Below are 15770 nucleotides of genomic sequence, written 5' to 3'. Positions count from 1 at the left end.
GCGCACAGGCGTGAAGTGGGCGTTCGGGGCGGGCGATCCGTGGTTGCGGTGATGGTGCTGGCGGTGCTCGTCGTGCTCACCGGGTGCACCATCGACCGACAGGGCGAGGCCGCCGAGGCGGCGCCGGTGGCGCAGGTCACCATCGCGCCCACGCCCGGAGCCACCGAGGTGGATCCGGTCGCGCCCGTGTCGGTGACGGTCGCGCACGGCACGATCGACCAGATCGCCCTCACCAACGCCGGCGGCAAGCAGATCACCGGTCAGCTCAGCCCCGACCGCACCACCTACAAGGTCTCCGAACCGCTCGGCTACGGCGTCGAGTACACCTGGGCAGGTACGGCCATCGGCGCCGACGCGAAACCGATCCCGATCGACGCCACCTTCACCACGATCAGCCCCCAGTCGACCATCCCGGCCACGATCAACATCGGCGACGGCCAGGAGGTCGGGATCGCGGCGCCGATCATCCTGAAGTTCGCGGGGCCGGTCACGAACAAAGCAGCCGTGGAGAAAGCCCTCACCGTCACCACCGACCAGGGCACCGAAGGATCGTGGGCCTGGCTGCCCGACGACGGAGGCTCGCGGGTGCACTGGCGGCCGAAGGACTATTGGACCCCTGGCACCACCGTGCACGTCGCCGCGAAGCTCTACGGCGTCGACCTCGGCGGCGGCGCCTACGGCGACTCCGATGTCACCTCCGATTTCACCATCGGCCGCAGTCAGATCGTCATCGCGAACGCGCCGAGTCACCGCATGCGGGTGGTGCGCGACGGCGCCACGATCTTCGACTTCGCGGTGTCCTACGGCGAAGGCAACGAGCCGCGCAACGTGACTCGCTCGGGCGTGCACATCGTCACCGAGAAGTACGAGGACTTCATGATGTCGAATCCGCCGTACTACACCAACGTCCGTGAACGCTGGGCCGTCCGTATCTCCAACAATGGCGAATTCATCCACGCCAACCCCGAATCCCTCTCGGCGCAGGGTTCCTCGAACGTCACCAACGGCTGCATCAACCTCTCACCCGCCGACGCCCAGGCCTACTTCCCGACCGCCCTCTACGGCGATCCGGTGGAGGTGACCGGCACCTCGATCGAGTTGTCCCAGGCCGACGGCGACGTCTACGACTGGGCCCTCGATTGGCCGACATGGAAGTCGATGTCCGCCTTGCCTGCCGAATAGCGCGCACCTGTGCCGTCGTGCCGCGGTGGTTCGACACCACGGCACGACGGCTCGGCCGTCCCTAACGTCGGGGCAGGAACAGCGCCGGGACGAGCGCCAGCGCGATCATGACGGGCGCGATCAGATAGGTGTGCTGGAACGCGTCGGCCAGGGCGGGAGCGAGTTCGGCCCGCTGGTCCGCCGTCATGGCGTGCAGCGCCTGGAGGCCACCCGTCACCGGGAGCAGTGCGCCCAATGTCACCGAGGCCACCGCGGTCCCGATCGCCATCGACGTGGTGCTGATCATGTTCAGCACCGTCGAACCGGCGGGCTGCTGCTCGCGGCTCAGCGGCCGGGTCGCCGTGGTCATCACCGGCATCAGGGTCCCGCCGCCACCCGCGCCCATCAGCACCATCGTCAGGCACAGCGCCCAGTACGGTGCGTCCGCGTCGAGCTGGATCACGAACAGCACGAAGCCGGTGAGCGCCACCGTGATCGACGCGGGCAGGTACCGGCCGGGCGGAATCCGGTCGATCAGCCTGCCCGCCACCTGCATGGTCGCACCCGATGCCAGGGCGAACGGAATCCCCAAAGCGCCTGCCACCAGCGCTGACTCACCGCGCACCACCTGGAAGTACAACGGCAGCAGCAGCATCGAACCGAAGTAGCCGCCGGCGAACACCGCCAGCAGCACCGCGGAGGCGCCGGTGATCCGGTTGCCGAGCACGCGCAGATCCAGCAGTGGCACCGAGGTGGTCAGCGATCGGCGCACGAACGCGGCGATCAGGCCGACCCCCACCAGCAGCGGCACCAGTACCGCGGGCGTGGCGAATCCGGCACTCTCGCCCGCGGCGGTGACGCCATAGATGACCAGCGCCAACCCGGGCGACATCAGCAGCAGCCCACGGATATCGAGCGCACGCGGCGGTTCCGGGGCGTCGTCGGGCACCACCCGCACCGCCAGCAGCAGCACCAGCGCGCCCAGTGGCAGATTGATGAAGAACATCCACCGCCACGACACCTCGTCGATCAGGTATCCGCCGATCACCGGGCCCAGCAGCGGGCCGACCAGAATGGCCAACCCGAGCGTGCTCATCAACTGTCCCAGGCGCTCCGGCCCGGCCGCGCGCAGCAGGATCGTCATGCCGACCGGCATCAGCAGTCCGCCGCTGGCACCCTGAACCAATCGAAAAGCGATGAGTGACTCGATGTTCCACGACAGTCCGGCCAGTACCGAGCCGACCGCGAAGGCCGTGATCGCCGTCAGATACAGCCGCTTGGCGCCGAATCGGCCGACCAGCCAGGCCGAGGTCGGCACCACGGCGCCGAGGGCCAGCGAGTAGCCGGTGGCGACCCACTGGATGGTGCTCAGGCCGGCGTGGAACTCCATCGACAGCTTGTTGATGGCGACGTTCACGATGGTCTGATCGAGCGTCGCCATGATCATGCCGACCACCAGGACCAGGGCGATCCGCATCGGAGTGCGACTGGTGGCCGGTTCGACGGTGGTGATCACGGCGGTCACTTCCCGTACGGCTGGGCCAGGCGGGCGGCGCGCAGCGCTTCGCCCCACCAGGTGAGCTGATCGAGCATGGTCGCCGCGGCGGCGTCGGCATCGTTGGGCGCGGACAGCTCGCCCGCGTCGTCGAAGCGGCCCCACGGATTCGGGAAGCAGACCGAGTCGCGCACGGTGACGGCGTGGAGTTCGGCGAAGACCGGGCGCAGGTGTTCCACGGCGCGCAGTCCGCCGGAGATGCCGCCGTAGGAGACGAAACCGACCGGCTTGGCCTGCCATTCGGCGTGGTGGGTGTCGATCAGGTTCTTCAGCGTGCCCGGGTAGCTGTGGTTGTACTCGGGTGTCACCACGACGAACGCGTCGGCGCGCGAGAGCTTTTCGGTGGCTTCGGCGACAGAGGGGTGGTCGGTGGCGGCGCCGAACGCGTGCGGCAGTTCGATACTCGCGGTGTCGACGATGTCGACGGTGACGGTGTCGCGCAGGGCCGCTTGCCGGACGAACCAGCTCGCGATCGTCGGACCGAAGCGCCCCTCCCTGGTACTGCCGATGACGACCGCGAGCCGCAGCGGGCTGATGGCGGTTCGGACGTGGTCAACCGTGGCGCTCATGACGTTCCTCTTCGTCGGTGACGGCCCTCGGCCGCCGCTGCGCTCTACCGTCCTACCTCAACGGTCGTTGAGGTCAAGTCGGCAAAGATTTGGGTGGTCCGGGAATACTTCTCGGCTTATGCTGCTTATTGCGTTCATACGCAGATAAGCAGTTTTGAAAGGGCAGGCATCATGAGCACCTCACTGTTCGCGCACCGCGACTACCGACTGCTGTTCACCGCCCAGGTCGCGGCCCTGTTCGGGACCGGGCTCACCACCGTCGCCCTCGGTCTGCTCGCCTACGAACTGGCAGGCGGCAACGCGGCCATCGTGCTCAGCACCGCGCTGACGCTGAAGATGGTCGCCTACGTCACCGTCGCGCCGATCGCGGGCGCCTACGCGGGCAGGCTGCCGCGCAGGCAATTCCTGATGGCGCTCAACGGTGTGCGCGGCGCGATCGTGCTCGCCCTGCCCTTCGTCGACCAGATCTGGCAGATCTACGTGCTCATCGCGCTGCTGCAGATCGCCTCGGCCGCCTACACCCCCACCTACCAGGCGGTTCTGCCCGACATCCTGCCCGACGAACGCGACTACACGAAGGCGCTGTCGGCCGCCCAGCTCGCGGCGACCATGGAAACGCTGCTCAGCCCGATGCTGGCGGCGCTGGCCCTGAGCCTGATCAGCTTCCACTGGCTGTTCGTCGGCACCGGCCTCGGTTTCGCGGTGTCGGTCGCCCTGGTGACGGCCGCCCGCATCCCGAACGCGGCGGTCGGTGACGGCGCGATCACCGAACGGCTCGCCGCCGGGCTGCGGCTGTTCGCGGCGACGCCGCGACTGCGTGGACTGCTCGGATTGAACCTGGTGGTCGCCGCGGCGGGCTCGGTGGTGATGGTCAACACCGTGAACTACGCGCGGGATGTACTGGGCGGCAGCCAGTCCGGCGTCGCGCTGCTGCTCGCGGCGAACGGTCTCGGCACGATGTTCATCGCGCTCACCCTGCCCAAGATCCTGGACCGCCGCGGCGAACGCCCGGTCATGCTCACCGGGGCGGCGGTGCTGCTCACCGGCCTGACCGCGGCGCTCGTTCTCTCCACCCTGCCGACGGGCGAGTGGCACTGGCCCGCCGCCCTCACCACCTGGGCCACCATCGGTGCCGGTACCGCCCTGATCCTCACCCCCACGGGCCGCGTCCTACGCCGCTCCGCCCGACCGGAAGACCGTCCCGCCCTCTTCGCCGGCCAGTTCTCCCTGTCCCACCTCGCCTGGCTGATCACCTACCCGATCACCGGCTGGCTGGCCACCACTGCCGGCTTCACGACTACCTGGGCGACCCTGGCCGTCATCGCCGGCATCGGCACCGTCGCGGCGATCCGGCTGTGGCCCCGCCACGACCCGGCCGAGATCACCCATATCCACGAACTCGGCGCGGTCGACCCGGCGATCCTGGCCGACGCGATCCAGGTCGGCCCCCGGCACTTCCAGCACACCCACCCCTACGTGATCGACTCCGACCACCCGCGCTGGCCTGCCAAGACCCTGGCTTACGCCTGAACCCGACCCGGAAAGCGAACGACCCCCCGACTCGACGGTCGGGGGGTCGTTCGCGTCCGGTGGGCCCGACGGTCGGAAGCGACTACGCCTCGACGGACTCGCTGGCGCGTTCCTTGCTCAGCGCGACGGCCTGGTCGGTGCTCAGGCCCTGCTGCTTGGCGAGCAGATCGCGGATCTCGATGAGCAGTTCGGTCTCGGTGGGCTCGGCGTCCTTGGTGGTGCCGAACTTGTTCTTCAGCGACTTCATCGGGAGCATCAGCACGAAGTACAGGACCGCGGCGACCATGAAGAAGTCGATGAACGCGGTGATGATCGGGCCGAGCGCGATGAACGTCGCCGGCTTGTCGGCGATCAGCTGGACGCCGAGGCCCAGTTCGTTGGTCGAGCCGAACACCGCGAGCAGCGGATTGATGAGTCCCTTGCTGAACGAGGTGACCACCGCGGTGAACGCGGTACCCATCACGACCGCGACCGCGAGGTCGATGACGTTCCCGCGCATCAGGAAATCTTTGAACCCACTGAAAACAGACTTCATACCGAGCATCGAACTTCTACTCCTAGGGCTGGCTAACGGCAAACGGCGATGTTAATGCCAGTTCGAGTATTGCGGCGAATTCACAGCAACGATCGAACCGCCCGCCCCCAGTATCAATTCCCACGCCCGCTCTCGCCACTCGAACGGCTGTCGCGCCGGATTCGCCTGTCCCGCGCGCGGATTGACCGCCCGGCTCGTCGCGTCGTGCGATGGGCTGGGCGGCGGACCCGGCGAGGCCAGGTGTCGAGTCTCACGTTTGCGGGGAGTAAGTGGTGCGGAACTGGGGAAACGTACTCAGGTGCGGCGGGCGAAGGAGCCGGGGCCCGCCTGGTCTCGGGGTTTGACGACGATGGTGTCGAGGTTGACGTGGGGAGGGCGGGTGGCCACGAAGCCGACGATTTCGGCGATGTCCTGGGCGTGCAGGGGATCGATGCCCTCGTAGACCTTGGCGGCGCGGTCGGCGTCGCCGTCGAAGCGGACCAGGGAGAACTCGGTTTCCACGGCGCCGGGGGCGATCTCGGTGAGGCGGACCGGCTTGCCGAGCAGCTCACCGCGCAGGGTGCGGTGGGCGACGGCCTGGGCGTGTTTGGCGGAGGTGTAACCGGAGCCGTTGTCGTAGGTGTGCAGGGCGGCGATGGAGGTGATGGTGACGATCAGGCCGTCGCCGGAGGCGATCAGCTTGGGGAGCAGCGCCTTGGTGACGCGCAGGGTGCCCACGACGTTGGTCTCCCACATCCAGCGCCAGTCGTCGAGGTCGGCGTCGATGACCGCGGCCATGCCTTTCGCGCCGCCCGCGTTGTTGACCAGCACGTCGACGTGGTCGATGGCGTCGGTGAACGCACGCACCGATTCCTCGGAGGTGACGTCGAGTTCGATGGCGGTGCCGCCGATCTCCTCGGCGAGGCGCTGCACGCGGTCGAGCCGGCGGGCACCGACGTAGACGTGATAACCCTGCTTCGCCAGTTCCCGGGCGGTGGCTTCACCGATTCCCGAGCTGGCCCCGGTGACGACAGCGGTGCGAATGCTCATGTTTGCCGATCTTATTCGCCCGCGATTCCCGGCCGCCATGGCTCCGATCACGGTGATGTCAGGCGTTCGCCGCGGCCGCGCAGCTGGGGAATCCTTCGCGACTGCGCCGATTAACCTGTCGGTATGGCTATTCGCGATGCTGTCAGTGCCGATGGAACGAGGATCGTCTACCGGGTGATCGGTACCGGTAGGCCACTGGTGCTGTTGCACGGGTGGGCCGGGAATCTGCGGTGCTGGGGGGCGGCCGCGGACGAGCTGGCCGAGCGCTATCGAGTGATCGCGCTCGACCTGCGCGGACACGGGTACTCCGACGACCCCGGCGCCGGTTACGACGACCCCAAGGCGTGGGCGGGCGATGTGGCCGCGGTGCTGGCCGCCGAGGGTGTCGACGCCGGTGCGGTGCTGCTGGGCTGGTCCTACGGTGGGATTGTCGCCACCGACTACCTCGCCACCTACGGCACCTCGGCTGTCGCCGGTGTCGTCTACTGCGGGGCGCCCGCCCATATCGGACGCGATGTGCCCGGTGCGGCACCGGGGCCGTCGATGGAGAAGGCGATTCCGGGCGTGTTCGACGAGGCCGCTGGGCGGGCGGTGCGGGCGTTCTCGGTGTTCGGCAATGCCAATACCGGGCCCGGCGCGGACAAGGGCGTCGACGCGCAGCGGCTGTTCGGCGGCAGTCTGGCGACCCCGCCCTCGGTGCGCAAGGCGTTGTTCTACCGCACGATCGACAACACCGAAACTCTGCGCGCCCTGGATGTTCCGGTTCTGGTGCTGCACGGCACCGATGACCCGGTGGTCCCGGCGGCCAATGGTCAGTACATCCTCGACAATGCCCCTGACGCTCGCGGTTCCTTCTGGGAAGGGGCTCTGCACGGGCTGTTCATCGAGGACCGGCCACGCTTCCTCGCCGAGGTCAGCGAGTTTGTCGACGCGCTGGAGTGAGCTCGGCGGGCCATACCTGCTCTGAATCGACAATGTTTCAGAAACATATCCGGGGCAGGTGAGGCCGACCTACTCTGAGCTCGACGGCCATTTCTGGCGGCCGGGCATGGAGGTGGCGCATGAGCGTCTTGACGCGATGTGTGCTGGCCCTCGTGGCAGGCCTGGTGTGCGCCGCCCCGGTCGCCGGAGCGAGTCCGGCCACCGACGCCGCGCGGCTGATTTCCGTCGAGCCCGGTCCCGGCCGCGTCGTCGAGCTCGTGGTGCACTCCGCCGCCATGGCGAAACCGGTGACCGTCGCGGTGCTGCCCGCGGCCGACCGTTCGGCGACCGCGCCCGTCCTGTATCTGCTCAACGGCGTCGACGGCGGCGTCGGCCCGTCCGGTGACTGGCGCGACGGCGGCAACTGGCTCACCCGCACCGACGCCGGCACCTTCTTCGCCGACAAACAGGTCACTGTCGTGATGCCGATCGGCGGCGCGGGCAGTTACTACGCCGACTGGCAGGCCGACGACCCCGTTCTGGGCCGTCAGCGCTGGACCACCTTCCTCACCCGCGAGCTGCCCCGCGTCATCGACCGTGAGTTCCACGGCACCGGGGCCAATGCTGTTGCGGGCGTGTCGATGGCGGGCACCGCCGCCTTCCAGCTGGCGCTCGCCGCGCCCGCGCTGTACAAGGCGGTCGGGTCCTACAGCGGCTGCGTCTCCACCAGCGGTCCGCAGGGTCATGCCATCGTCAACACCGTCGTCTCCGGCCAGAACGGTGACCCTGTGAACATGTGGGGACAACCCGGCGACCCGCTCTGGGCCGCCAACGATCCCTTCCTGCACGCCGAGCGCCTGCGCGGCCTGGCGATCTACGTCTCCTCCGGTACCGGTCTTCCCGGTGTACTCGACACCGTCGACGGGCCAGGGCTACACGGTGATTCGATCAAACTCGTCGACCAGCTGATCATCGGCGGCGCGCTCGACGCGGTCACCGCGCTGTGCACCCAGCAGCTCGCCACCCGCTTCCACGACCTGGCCATCCCCGCCACGGTCGACCTGCGCCCCAATGGAACTCACTCCTGGGGCTACTGGCGCGAGGATCTCCGTCACTCCTGGCCGCTGTTCGCCGCGGCCCTGCGCGTCGGCTGAACGTTCCCGCAGGTCGCGCCGACGGCCGGTACCGACGTGACCTGCCTGCGGTTTTCGGTGCGGACTTCACCGCCGATTCCGGTGATGCGAATAAGTTCGCAGACATGTTGTGTCATGTTTCGCAATTCTCGGTATCCGATGAAAAGGTCCGGTCGGTCTATTCGCGGAGACGATATCTGTCGGCGGGTGCGCGGGTCGTGACGAGCAGACCAGGTGTCTGCGCAGGTAGGGTGATCGGTGTGATTGGTCTGCCGTGCTGATGTGATCGGCCTGTGATTGTTCTCGCTAACCAATCGGATCGAGCGTCCAGAGTTCAGGAAAATCTTCTGGGAATCGTCACAGACTTCCGCTGAATTCGTGTGTAGCGTTCTGGAATGTCGTTGGATCGTATGTGGAGAAGAGGATTCGGCGTCGAGAACGGAGTTCGATGATGTTTGGTCGGGCAGTGGGCGTACGGGTCGCAGTGGCCGTGCTGGGCTTGTTGGCCGGTGTCGTGGCCGGGGTGCCCGCAGCCGCTGAACCGGGGGCGGCGCACATCGAGGATCAGCGGGTCGAACCGGATCGCACCATCGATGTGGGCGTGTACTCACCGGCGATGGACATCGTCACCCGGGTGCGGGTGTTGCGGGCCGCGGATCCGAAAGCGCCCGCGCCGACGCTGTATCTACTCAACGGGGTCGGCGGAGGTGCCGACGGCAACTGGCTCGATCGCACCGATGTCGTCGAGTTCTTCAAGGACAAACAGGTCAATGTGGTGATCCCGTTCGGCGGGGCCGGAAGCTATTTCGCCGACTGGCGAACCGACGACCCGGTGCTGGGCAAGCAGCGCTGGACCACCTTTCTCACCAGGGAACTACCGCCCGTGATCGACGCGGAGTTCGGCGGCACCGGCGCCAATGCCATCGCGGGACTGTCGATGGCGGGCACCTCGGTGTTCCAGCTCGCGCTCGCCGAGCCGGGCCTGTACCGGGCGATCGGGTCCTACAGCGGGTGCGTGCGAACGAGTGATCCACGCGGACAGGCGATCGTGCGGACGGTGGTGGGCAGCAGGCTCGGCAACGCGGCCAATATGTGGGGCCCACCCACCGATCCCGCGTGGTCGGCCAACGACCCCTACCTGCACGCGGAAGCGTTGCGCGGCACCGACGTCTACATCTCCTCGGGCACCGGCATTCCCGGGCCGTACGACACCATCACCGCCGCCCAGGGCGACCCGGCGCAGCTGACCATGCAGTTGCTGTTCGGCGCCGGGCTCGAAGCCGTCACGAATCTGTGCACCCAGCAGCTGCGCGATCGACTGCAAACACTCGGCATCCCCGCGACCGTGGACATGCGCCCCAACGGCACTCACTCGTGGGGCTACTGGGAGCAGGACATGCACAAATCGTGGCCCGTGTTCGAGGCGGCGCTGCACCGCGCGTGACGGCCGAACGCGAGGGCCGAAATCCGCTCGCGCGCGGACCGCGGATCGGGCAGGCTCGACCACGACGAGGACGTGAACTCACTCACGAACACGCTGTGACAGCCGTCACCGAACCCGGTAGGGGCAACGGTGGCGGCGTCGCGGCGTGCACACTGGAGGGTGTGAGCCAGCGTCGTCCCGATCTTTTGCCCCATCGCATCGCGGTGCTATCGGTGCATACCTCGCCGCTGGCGCAGCCCGGTACGGGGGACGCGGGCGGGATGAATGTCTACGTGCTGCAAACCGCGCTCGAGCTGGCCAAACGGGGCACCGAGGTGGAGATCTTCACCCGGGCGACCTCCTCGGAGCTGCCGCCGGTGGCCGAAGCCGCACCCGGCGTGATCGTGCGCCACGTGGTCGCGGGCCCGTTCGAGGGACTCGACAAGCACGAGCTGCCCACCCAGCTGTGTCCGTTCACCGCCGAGGTGCTGCGCCAGGAAGCGCGGCATCTGCCGGGCCACTACGACCTCGTGCATTCGCACTACTGGCTGTCGGGCCAGGTCGGGTGGCTGGCACGCGACCGCTGGCGGGTGCCGCTGGTGCACACCGCGCACACCCTGGCCGCGGTGAAGAACGCCGCGCTGGCCGAGGGCGATACTCCCGAACCCGAGACCCGGGTGATCGGCGAGAAGCAGGTGATCGCCGAGTCCGACCGGCTGGTGGCCAACACCGGTGACGAAGCCCGTCAGCTCGTCGAGCTCTACGGCGCCTCGCCCGACCGCATCGACGTGGTGCCGCCCGGCGCCGACCTGACCCGTTACCGGCCCGGTGACAAGCTCGCCGCGCGCACCGAGCTCGGGTTGCGCGCCGACGAGCAGATCGTCGCGTTCATCGGCCGGATCCAGCCGCTCAAGGCCCCCGATGTCCTCGTGCGCGCGGCCGCCGAGCTCCTCGGCCGTGATCCGAGCCGCAAGCTGCGCGTGCTGATCGTGGGCGGGCCGTCCGGCACCGGACTGGCCAGACCCGACGCGCTGATCGAACTGGCCGCCGACCTCGGCATCGCCGAACGGGTCACGTTCCTGCCGCCGCAGCCCGCCGACAAGCTCGTGCAGGTGTATCGCGCGGCCGATGTGGTGGCCGTGCCCAGCTACAACGAATCCTTCGGCCTGGTCGCCATCGAGGCGCAGGCCAGCGGTACCCCCGTTCTCGCCGCCGACGTCGGCGGTCTCGGCACTGCGGTCCGCAACCACGAATCCGGTCTGCTCGTGCCGGGGCATCGCACCCCCGACTGGGCCGACGCGCTGGCCGCCCTGCTCGACGATCCCGACCGGCTCACCCGCATGGGCGCCACCGCCGTGGAGCACGCCAGCCGGTTCTCCTGGGCGCACACCGCCGACGGCCTGCTCGACAGCTACGCTGCCGCGATGGCCGGATTCCGCACCGAACGCGGTCCCATCGCTCTGCACGCGGGCGAGACCAGGCAGGCCAGATCGCGGGCGCTGTTGCGGCGCCGGACGGGAGTGCGCAGGTGAGCGCCGTTTCGCAGGTAGTGGACGACACGCTGCGCGATCGCGAGATCGAGTACACCCGCCACGATGACGACACCTTCATCGTGGTGCTGCCCGGCGAGCGCAAGCTGAAGACCACGGTGATGCTGACCGTCGGCAAGCACGGTGTCCGCATCGAATCGTTCGTGTGCCGCAAGCCGGACGAGAACTTCGAAGGCGTCTACAAATACCTGCTGCGCCGCAACCGCCGCCTCTACGGCGTGGCCTACACCCTCGACAATGTCGGCGACATCTACCTGGTGGGCCGGATGTCCGCCGAGTCGGTCACCGCCGACGAACTCGACCGCATCTTCGGGCAGATCCTCGAAGCGGTCGACAACGACTTCAACATCCTGCTCGAGCTCGGGTTCGCCGAATCCATTCGCAAGGAATGGAAGTGGCGGGTCTCGCGCGGTGAGTCACTGAAGAACCTGCGCGCCTTCGAGCACCTCATCGACGACGCCGACAAGGTCTGAGAACACAACGATGCCGGACAGGAAAGTTCCTGTCCGGCATCGTTTTTCAGCTCAGCAGTTCGTCGGGACCGGTTCGTTGCGGAAGCGGGCCTCGACGTAGTTCCACGCGTCCGGGAAACCTGCCACGGCGGCGGTCATGTGCTCGGAGATCTCGACCGTGTTCAGCTGGACCGGGGCACCCTGACCACACCAGCGGGCGATGGTCTCGGCGACCGGAGCGTACGGGGTGAGGATGTCGTACTTGCCCTGCCAGATGTAGGTGGGTGCGGTCGGCGCGCCCTGGAAGTGCACGAGGCTGTTCTCGCGCAGCACCCCACGAGCCACCTGGCTGCCCATCAGCTCCTTGGACGCCGCCATCTGCTCGGCGTTGCGCAGGGCACCGTGGAACAGCAGGAAGCGACGGCACGCGTCCTTGGTGAATTCACGGAACCACAGGCCGTTCTCGTTGAGCTGGTCCGACACCGGCACCTGCTCGGGGTACTCGCGCTCGATGCCCATCGCGGCGGCGAAGGCGAGACCGAAGCCGGGGTGCGGCGCGAAACCCAGTGCGTCGGCCATCAATTCGAGGTCGGCGGGGATGCCGCCGGACACCACGGCCGCGAGCTTCAGTTCCGGTGCGTAGGTGGGCTGCAGCGCACCCGCCCACGCGGTGGCCATGCCGCCGCCGGAGTAGCCGGCGATCGCCACCGGCGAGTTGCCGACGCCGAGCTCGGCGACCTTCTGCACCGCGCGCACGCTGTCGAGGGTGACCATGCCGCTGAGCTTGGCTGCACCATAGGCCACCGTCGGGCCGAGGTAGTCGGGCACCGAGATCGCCCAGCCGCGCGCCAGCGGCAGCATGGCGCCCGGCGCGTCCTGCAGCTCGCCGTTGAACAGCGACTGCGACGGATTGCAGCGGGTGCCGATGGAGTTGATCAGCGCCTGGTACGACACCAGGGGCGGGTTCTTCACGCCGATCGGCATGAGCACGGTGGTGATGCCCATGATCGCGTTGCCCGCCGAATTGGTGGAACGGAACGCGACCTGGTGGCCTTCGGTGCCCGGGTACATCCAGGTGTCGATGTGGCGGGTCCGCACAACGTCGCCGGGTGCCAGCGCGGCGATGTCGGCGGGTGCGGTGAAGAACGGATCCGGATCAGGCGTCGGATACAGCGGGTTCGCGCCCGCGGGCGCGGCGAACAAGCCCACAGATAGCAGACTCAACACCAGTACAGCGATTTTCGACACAGCTTTCCTTCATCAACAGTAGTGCTGCCCAACGAGACGACCCGACCCGTGTCGAAGTATCTAACGAAAACCTGTGATTTGTACCGACCAGTAGTCAAAGTGTCGCGTGCCACATGTTGTGATGACTCACATCAGGTGCGGGCGAGGTGTGCGGCGACGCGGCCCGGCACGGGAGGTAGGAGTGGTGATGGCGGTGCTTGCGCTCGATATCGGGGCAACGAAATTCGCTGCGGGACTTGTGGACCCGCACTACCGGCTGCACGGGGTGCGCCGGGCCCCCGCCGCCTCGGACGATCCGTGGGCGGCGTGTCGAGACCTTCTGGTCGCTGTGGCAGGTGACAACGAGGTGAGCGCGGTCGGGATCGGAGCGGCGGGGCCGGTCGATGTGCCCGCGGGAACGATCAGGCCGTTGAACCTGGCGGCGTGGCGCGGCGGGTTCGCGATCGTCGACCACGTGCGCGCGCTGTTCCCGAACGCGGTGGTGCGGTTGGCCATCGACGGCGCCTGTCTGGTGCTGGCCGAGCATCGGGTGGGCGGGTTGCGCGGGGTGGACAACGGCCTGGCCATGACGGTGTCCTCGGGAGTCGGTGGGGGGATCGTCGCCGACGGTCGGGTTGTGTTGGGGCGCACGGGAAACGCCGGTCACATCGGGCACATCGTGGTGCCCGGGGATGACACCGCCTGTCCCTGTGGGGGATTCGGGTGCGTCGAAGCGGTGGCGAGCGGAATGTCGTCGGTGCGCTGGGCGCGGGCACGTGGCTGGGCCGGGGCGAGCGGGATGGAGCTCGCCGAGGCCGCGCATCGTGGCGATCCGATCGCGCTCGCCGCCATGGCGCGTGCGGGAACCGGCCTCGGTGCGGGAATCTCGTCGGCCGCCGCGCTACTGGATGTGGATCGGGTGGTGATCAGCGGCGGGTTCGCGCATTCGGGGGAGCCGCTGTGGGGACCGTTGCGCGCCGCCGTCGCCCGGCATGCGCGGCTCGAGTTCGTCGAGGAACTGTCGGTGGAACTGTCGACGTTGAGCGAAGGCGCCACACTGGTCGGTGCGGGGGTGCTAGCGGTCGAGGCCGCCGCGGATTGAGGCGCTGTGAGGACTCTTCGGTCCGGCCGGCAGTGTGCTCGGCGCGTTCGTTCGGCCTGGTCACCGGCGGGCGTAGCCTCCATGAGGTGGCTGCCGACTACGTGCCGGGCGATGTCGTCCATATACCGGAGGGTCCGTTCCAAGGAGTGTGCGCCGTAGTGCGCGAAGTCGACTCGGTGGCGTCACGATTACAGGTCGACGCGCTGGTCAAGGGCGGGCCGTACGAGATCGTCATCGGCTTCGACGAGGTGGAGTGGGCCTGACATCACCGCAATGTCAGAATGACCCCTATGACCTACACCCTCGTGCTGCTGCGCCACGGCGAGAGCGAATGGAATGCCCTCAACCTCTTCACCGGCTGGGTGGACGTCCAACTCACCGACAAGGGCATCGCCGAGGGCAAGCGGGCCGGAGAGCTGCTCAAAGAAGCAGGCATCCTGCCCGATGTCGTCTACACCTCGCTGCTGCGCCGCGCGATCAGCACCGCGGACAACGCGCTCGGCACCGCCGACCGGCTGTGGATCCCGGTCGTGCGCGACTGGCGCCTCAACGAGCGCCACTACGGCGATCTGCAGGGCAAGAACAAGGAGCAGGTCCGCGAGCAGTACGGCCAGGAGCAGTTCATGCTGTGGCGCCGCAGCTACGACACCCCGCCGCCGCCGATCCAGCCCGACAACGAGTACAGCCAGGAAGGCGACCCGCGCTACGCGGGCATCGAGGTCCCCGAGACCGAGTGCCTGCTCGATGTCGTCAAGCGGATGGTCCCGTACTGGGAAGACACCATCTCCAAGGAACTGCTGACCGGCAAGACCGTGCTGGTCGCAGCGCACGGCAACTCGCTGCGCGCGCTGGTCAAGCACCTCGACGGCATCTCCGATGAGGACATCTCCGGCTTGAACATCCCCACCGGCATTCCGCTGGTCTACGAACTGGACGAGAACATGCGCCCGGTGAAGGCCGCCGAATACCTGGACCCGGCCGCTGCCGCCGCCGGTGCCGCCGCTGTCGCCAACCAGGGCGGCAAGTAACTCCCAGCGTTTCGGCCCCACACCGTCCAACGGTGTGGGGCCGTCGTGGTTTTCCGGGCGATGTCACACTCGCGGGGGCTGTGTCGTCACCTCGGTAGATACCGCGAAACACGCGGCTGCCGAAGGAGTTACGCCATGTACACCGCCTACGTCATCGTCACTGTCGTCGCCGCACTGTGGGTGGGGTTCTCGGCGTTCTCCCTGCTGCGCAAGGCGCCGTTCGTGGTCGATCCGCTGGTGGAATACGGTGTGCCGCAGACCTGGTGGACACCGCTGGGCATCGCCAAGGCCCTCGGGTCGATCGGGCTGCTGGTCGGCCTGTTCGTGCCGGTGATCGGGGTTCTCGCGGCTGTCGGGCTGATCCTGTACTTCGCGGGTGCGGTGGTGACGGTGCTGCGAGCGCGGTCGTACAAGACCGTGGCGTTCCCGGTGTTGTACCTGGTGCCGGTCGCGGTGGCGCTGGGTTTGGGGATCGCCGCCTGAACGTTCCGGCACGGCCGAGGCCGGCGTGATCGTGTGGATGACTACGCATCCCACGATTGCGCCGGCCCGACC

Annotated in this window: 16 protein-coding genes; 11 read left to right on the top strand and 5 right to left on the bottom strand. The window is 68.0% G+C overall.

All coding sequences use genetic code 11. The features are described 5' to 3' along the window. Positions 1-51 precede the first annotated feature (51 nt). Positions 52-1182, top strand: coding sequence for an Ig-like domain-containing protein (locus ACFQ9R_RS14770; protein ID WP_378991238.1), 1131 nt, complete (start codon positions 52-54; stop codon positions 1180-1182). A gap of 61 nt (positions 1183-1243) precedes the next feature. Here the strand turns inward: ACFQ9R_RS14770 and ACFQ9R_RS14765 are convergent, their stop codons facing one another. Both ACFQ9R_RS14765 and ACFQ9R_RS14760 read right to left on the bottom strand, forming a co-directional pair. Continuing rightward, positions 1244-2677, bottom strand: coding sequence for a DHA2 family efflux MFS transporter permease subunit (locus tag ACFQ9R_RS14765; RefSeq protein ID WP_378991057.1), 1434 nt, complete (start codon positions 2675-2677; stop codon positions 1244-1246). A gap of 5 nt (positions 2678-2682) precedes the next feature. After that, positions 2683-3285, bottom strand: a complete 603-nt coding sequence (locus tag ACFQ9R_RS14760) for an NADPH-dependent FMN reductase (RefSeq protein ID WP_378991056.1) — start codon at positions 3283-3285, stop codon at positions 2683-2685. Positions 3286-3456: 171 nt separating this feature from the next. Here ACFQ9R_RS14760 and ACFQ9R_RS14755 point away from each other — a divergent pair, with 171 nt between their 5' ends. After that, positions 3457-4815, top strand: a complete 1359-nt coding sequence (locus ACFQ9R_RS14755) for an MFS transporter (protein ID WP_378991055.1) — start codon at positions 3457-3459, stop codon at positions 4813-4815. Positions 4816-4897: 82 nt separating this feature from the next. On the opposite strand, the gene mscL is transcribed toward ACFQ9R_RS14755, so the two are convergent. Continuing rightward, positions 4898-5350 (bottom strand): large conductance mechanosensitive channel protein MscL, encoded by a 453-nt coding sequence (gene mscL, locus ACFQ9R_RS14750; RefSeq protein ID WP_378634088.1) that lies wholly within the window; start codon positions 5348-5350, stop codon positions 4898-4900. Between the two features lie 294 nt (positions 5351-5644). Continuing rightward, the gene (locus ACFQ9R_RS14745; protein ID WP_378991054.1) at positions 5645-6379 is read right to left on the bottom strand and encodes an SDR family NAD(P)-dependent oxidoreductase; all 735 of its coding nucleotides are present in this window, start codon (positions 6377-6379) and stop codon (positions 5645-5647) included. 123 nt (positions 6380-6502) lie between these two features. Here ACFQ9R_RS14745 and ACFQ9R_RS14740 point away from each other — a divergent pair, with 123 nt between their 5' ends. The 5 genes from ACFQ9R_RS14740 (at position 6503) to ACFQ9R_RS14720 (ending at position 11879) form a co-directional block, all read left to right on the top strand. Continuing rightward, positions 6503-7321, top strand: coding sequence for an alpha/beta fold hydrolase (locus ACFQ9R_RS14740; RefSeq protein WP_378991052.1), 819 nt, complete (start codon positions 6503-6505; stop codon positions 7319-7321). Positions 7322-7440: 119 nt separating this feature from the next. Beyond that, positions 7441-8454 (top strand): alpha/beta hydrolase, encoded by a 1014-nt coding sequence (locus tag ACFQ9R_RS14735; RefSeq protein ID WP_378991051.1) that lies wholly within the window; start codon positions 7441-7443, stop codon positions 8452-8454. A gap of 430 nt (positions 8455-8884) precedes the next feature. Continuing rightward, positions 8885-9877 carry an alpha/beta hydrolase gene (locus ACFQ9R_RS14730; protein ID WP_378991236.1) on the top strand — a complete coding sequence of 331 codons (993 nt, stop codon included), beginning with the start codon at positions 8885-8887 and terminating at the stop codon, positions 9875-9877. A 152-nt stretch (positions 9878-10029) separates the two neighbouring features. Further along, a complete protein-coding gene (mshA, locus tag ACFQ9R_RS14725; protein ID WP_378991234.1) occupies positions 10030-11388 on the top strand; it encodes a D-inositol-3-phosphate glycosyltransferase in 1359 nt (452 codons plus the stop codon). Next, positions 11385-11879, top strand: coding sequence for a YbjN domain-containing protein (locus ACFQ9R_RS14720; protein WP_378991050.1), 495 nt, complete (start codon positions 11385-11387; stop codon positions 11877-11879). The genes mshA and ACFQ9R_RS14720 overlap by 4 nt, the downstream gene beginning before the upstream one ends. Before the next feature lie 51 nt (positions 11880-11930). Here ACFQ9R_RS14720 and ACFQ9R_RS14715 read toward each other — a convergent pair whose 3' ends face one another. Then, the gene (locus ACFQ9R_RS14715) at positions 11931-13106 is read right to left on the bottom strand and encodes a lipase family protein (protein WP_378991049.1); all 1176 of its coding nucleotides are present in this window, start codon (positions 13104-13106) and stop codon (positions 11931-11933) included. 187 nt (positions 13107-13293) lie between these two features. On the opposite strand from ACFQ9R_RS14715, the gene ACFQ9R_RS14710 reads away from it, so the two are divergent. From ACFQ9R_RS14710 to ACFQ9R_RS14695, 4 genes are all read left to right on the top strand, one after another. Beyond that, a complete protein-coding gene (locus tag ACFQ9R_RS14710) occupies positions 13294-14187 on the top strand; it encodes an ROK family protein (RefSeq protein WP_378991048.1) in 894 nt (297 codons plus the stop codon). A gap of 86 nt (positions 14188-14273) precedes the next feature. After that, entirely contained in the window at positions 14274-14450 is a 177-nt protein-coding gene (locus ACFQ9R_RS14705) for a hypothetical protein (RefSeq protein WP_170112119.1), read from the top strand. A 27-nt stretch (positions 14451-14477) separates the two neighbouring features. After that, a complete protein-coding gene (locus ACFQ9R_RS14700; RefSeq protein WP_378634111.1) occupies positions 14478-15215 on the top strand; it encodes a phosphoglyceromutase in 738 nt (245 codons plus the stop codon). 135 nt (positions 15216-15350) lie between these two features. Continuing rightward, positions 15351-15698: a DoxX family protein gene (locus ACFQ9R_RS14695; protein WP_378991046.1), complete on the top strand. Its 348-nt coding sequence runs from the start codon at positions 15351-15353 to the stop codon at positions 15696-15698. The last annotated feature ends 72 nt before the right edge of the window (positions 15699-15770 follow it).

The sequence above is a fragment of the Nocardia sp. NPDC056541 genome (assembly GCF_042794235.1).
Taxonomy (GTDB): domain Bacteria; phylum Actinomycetota; class Actinomycetes; order Mycobacteriales; family Mycobacteriaceae; genus Nocardia.
Note: the sequence above shows the minus strand (reverse complement) of the source record. Positions and strands in the feature narration are given on the sequence as shown.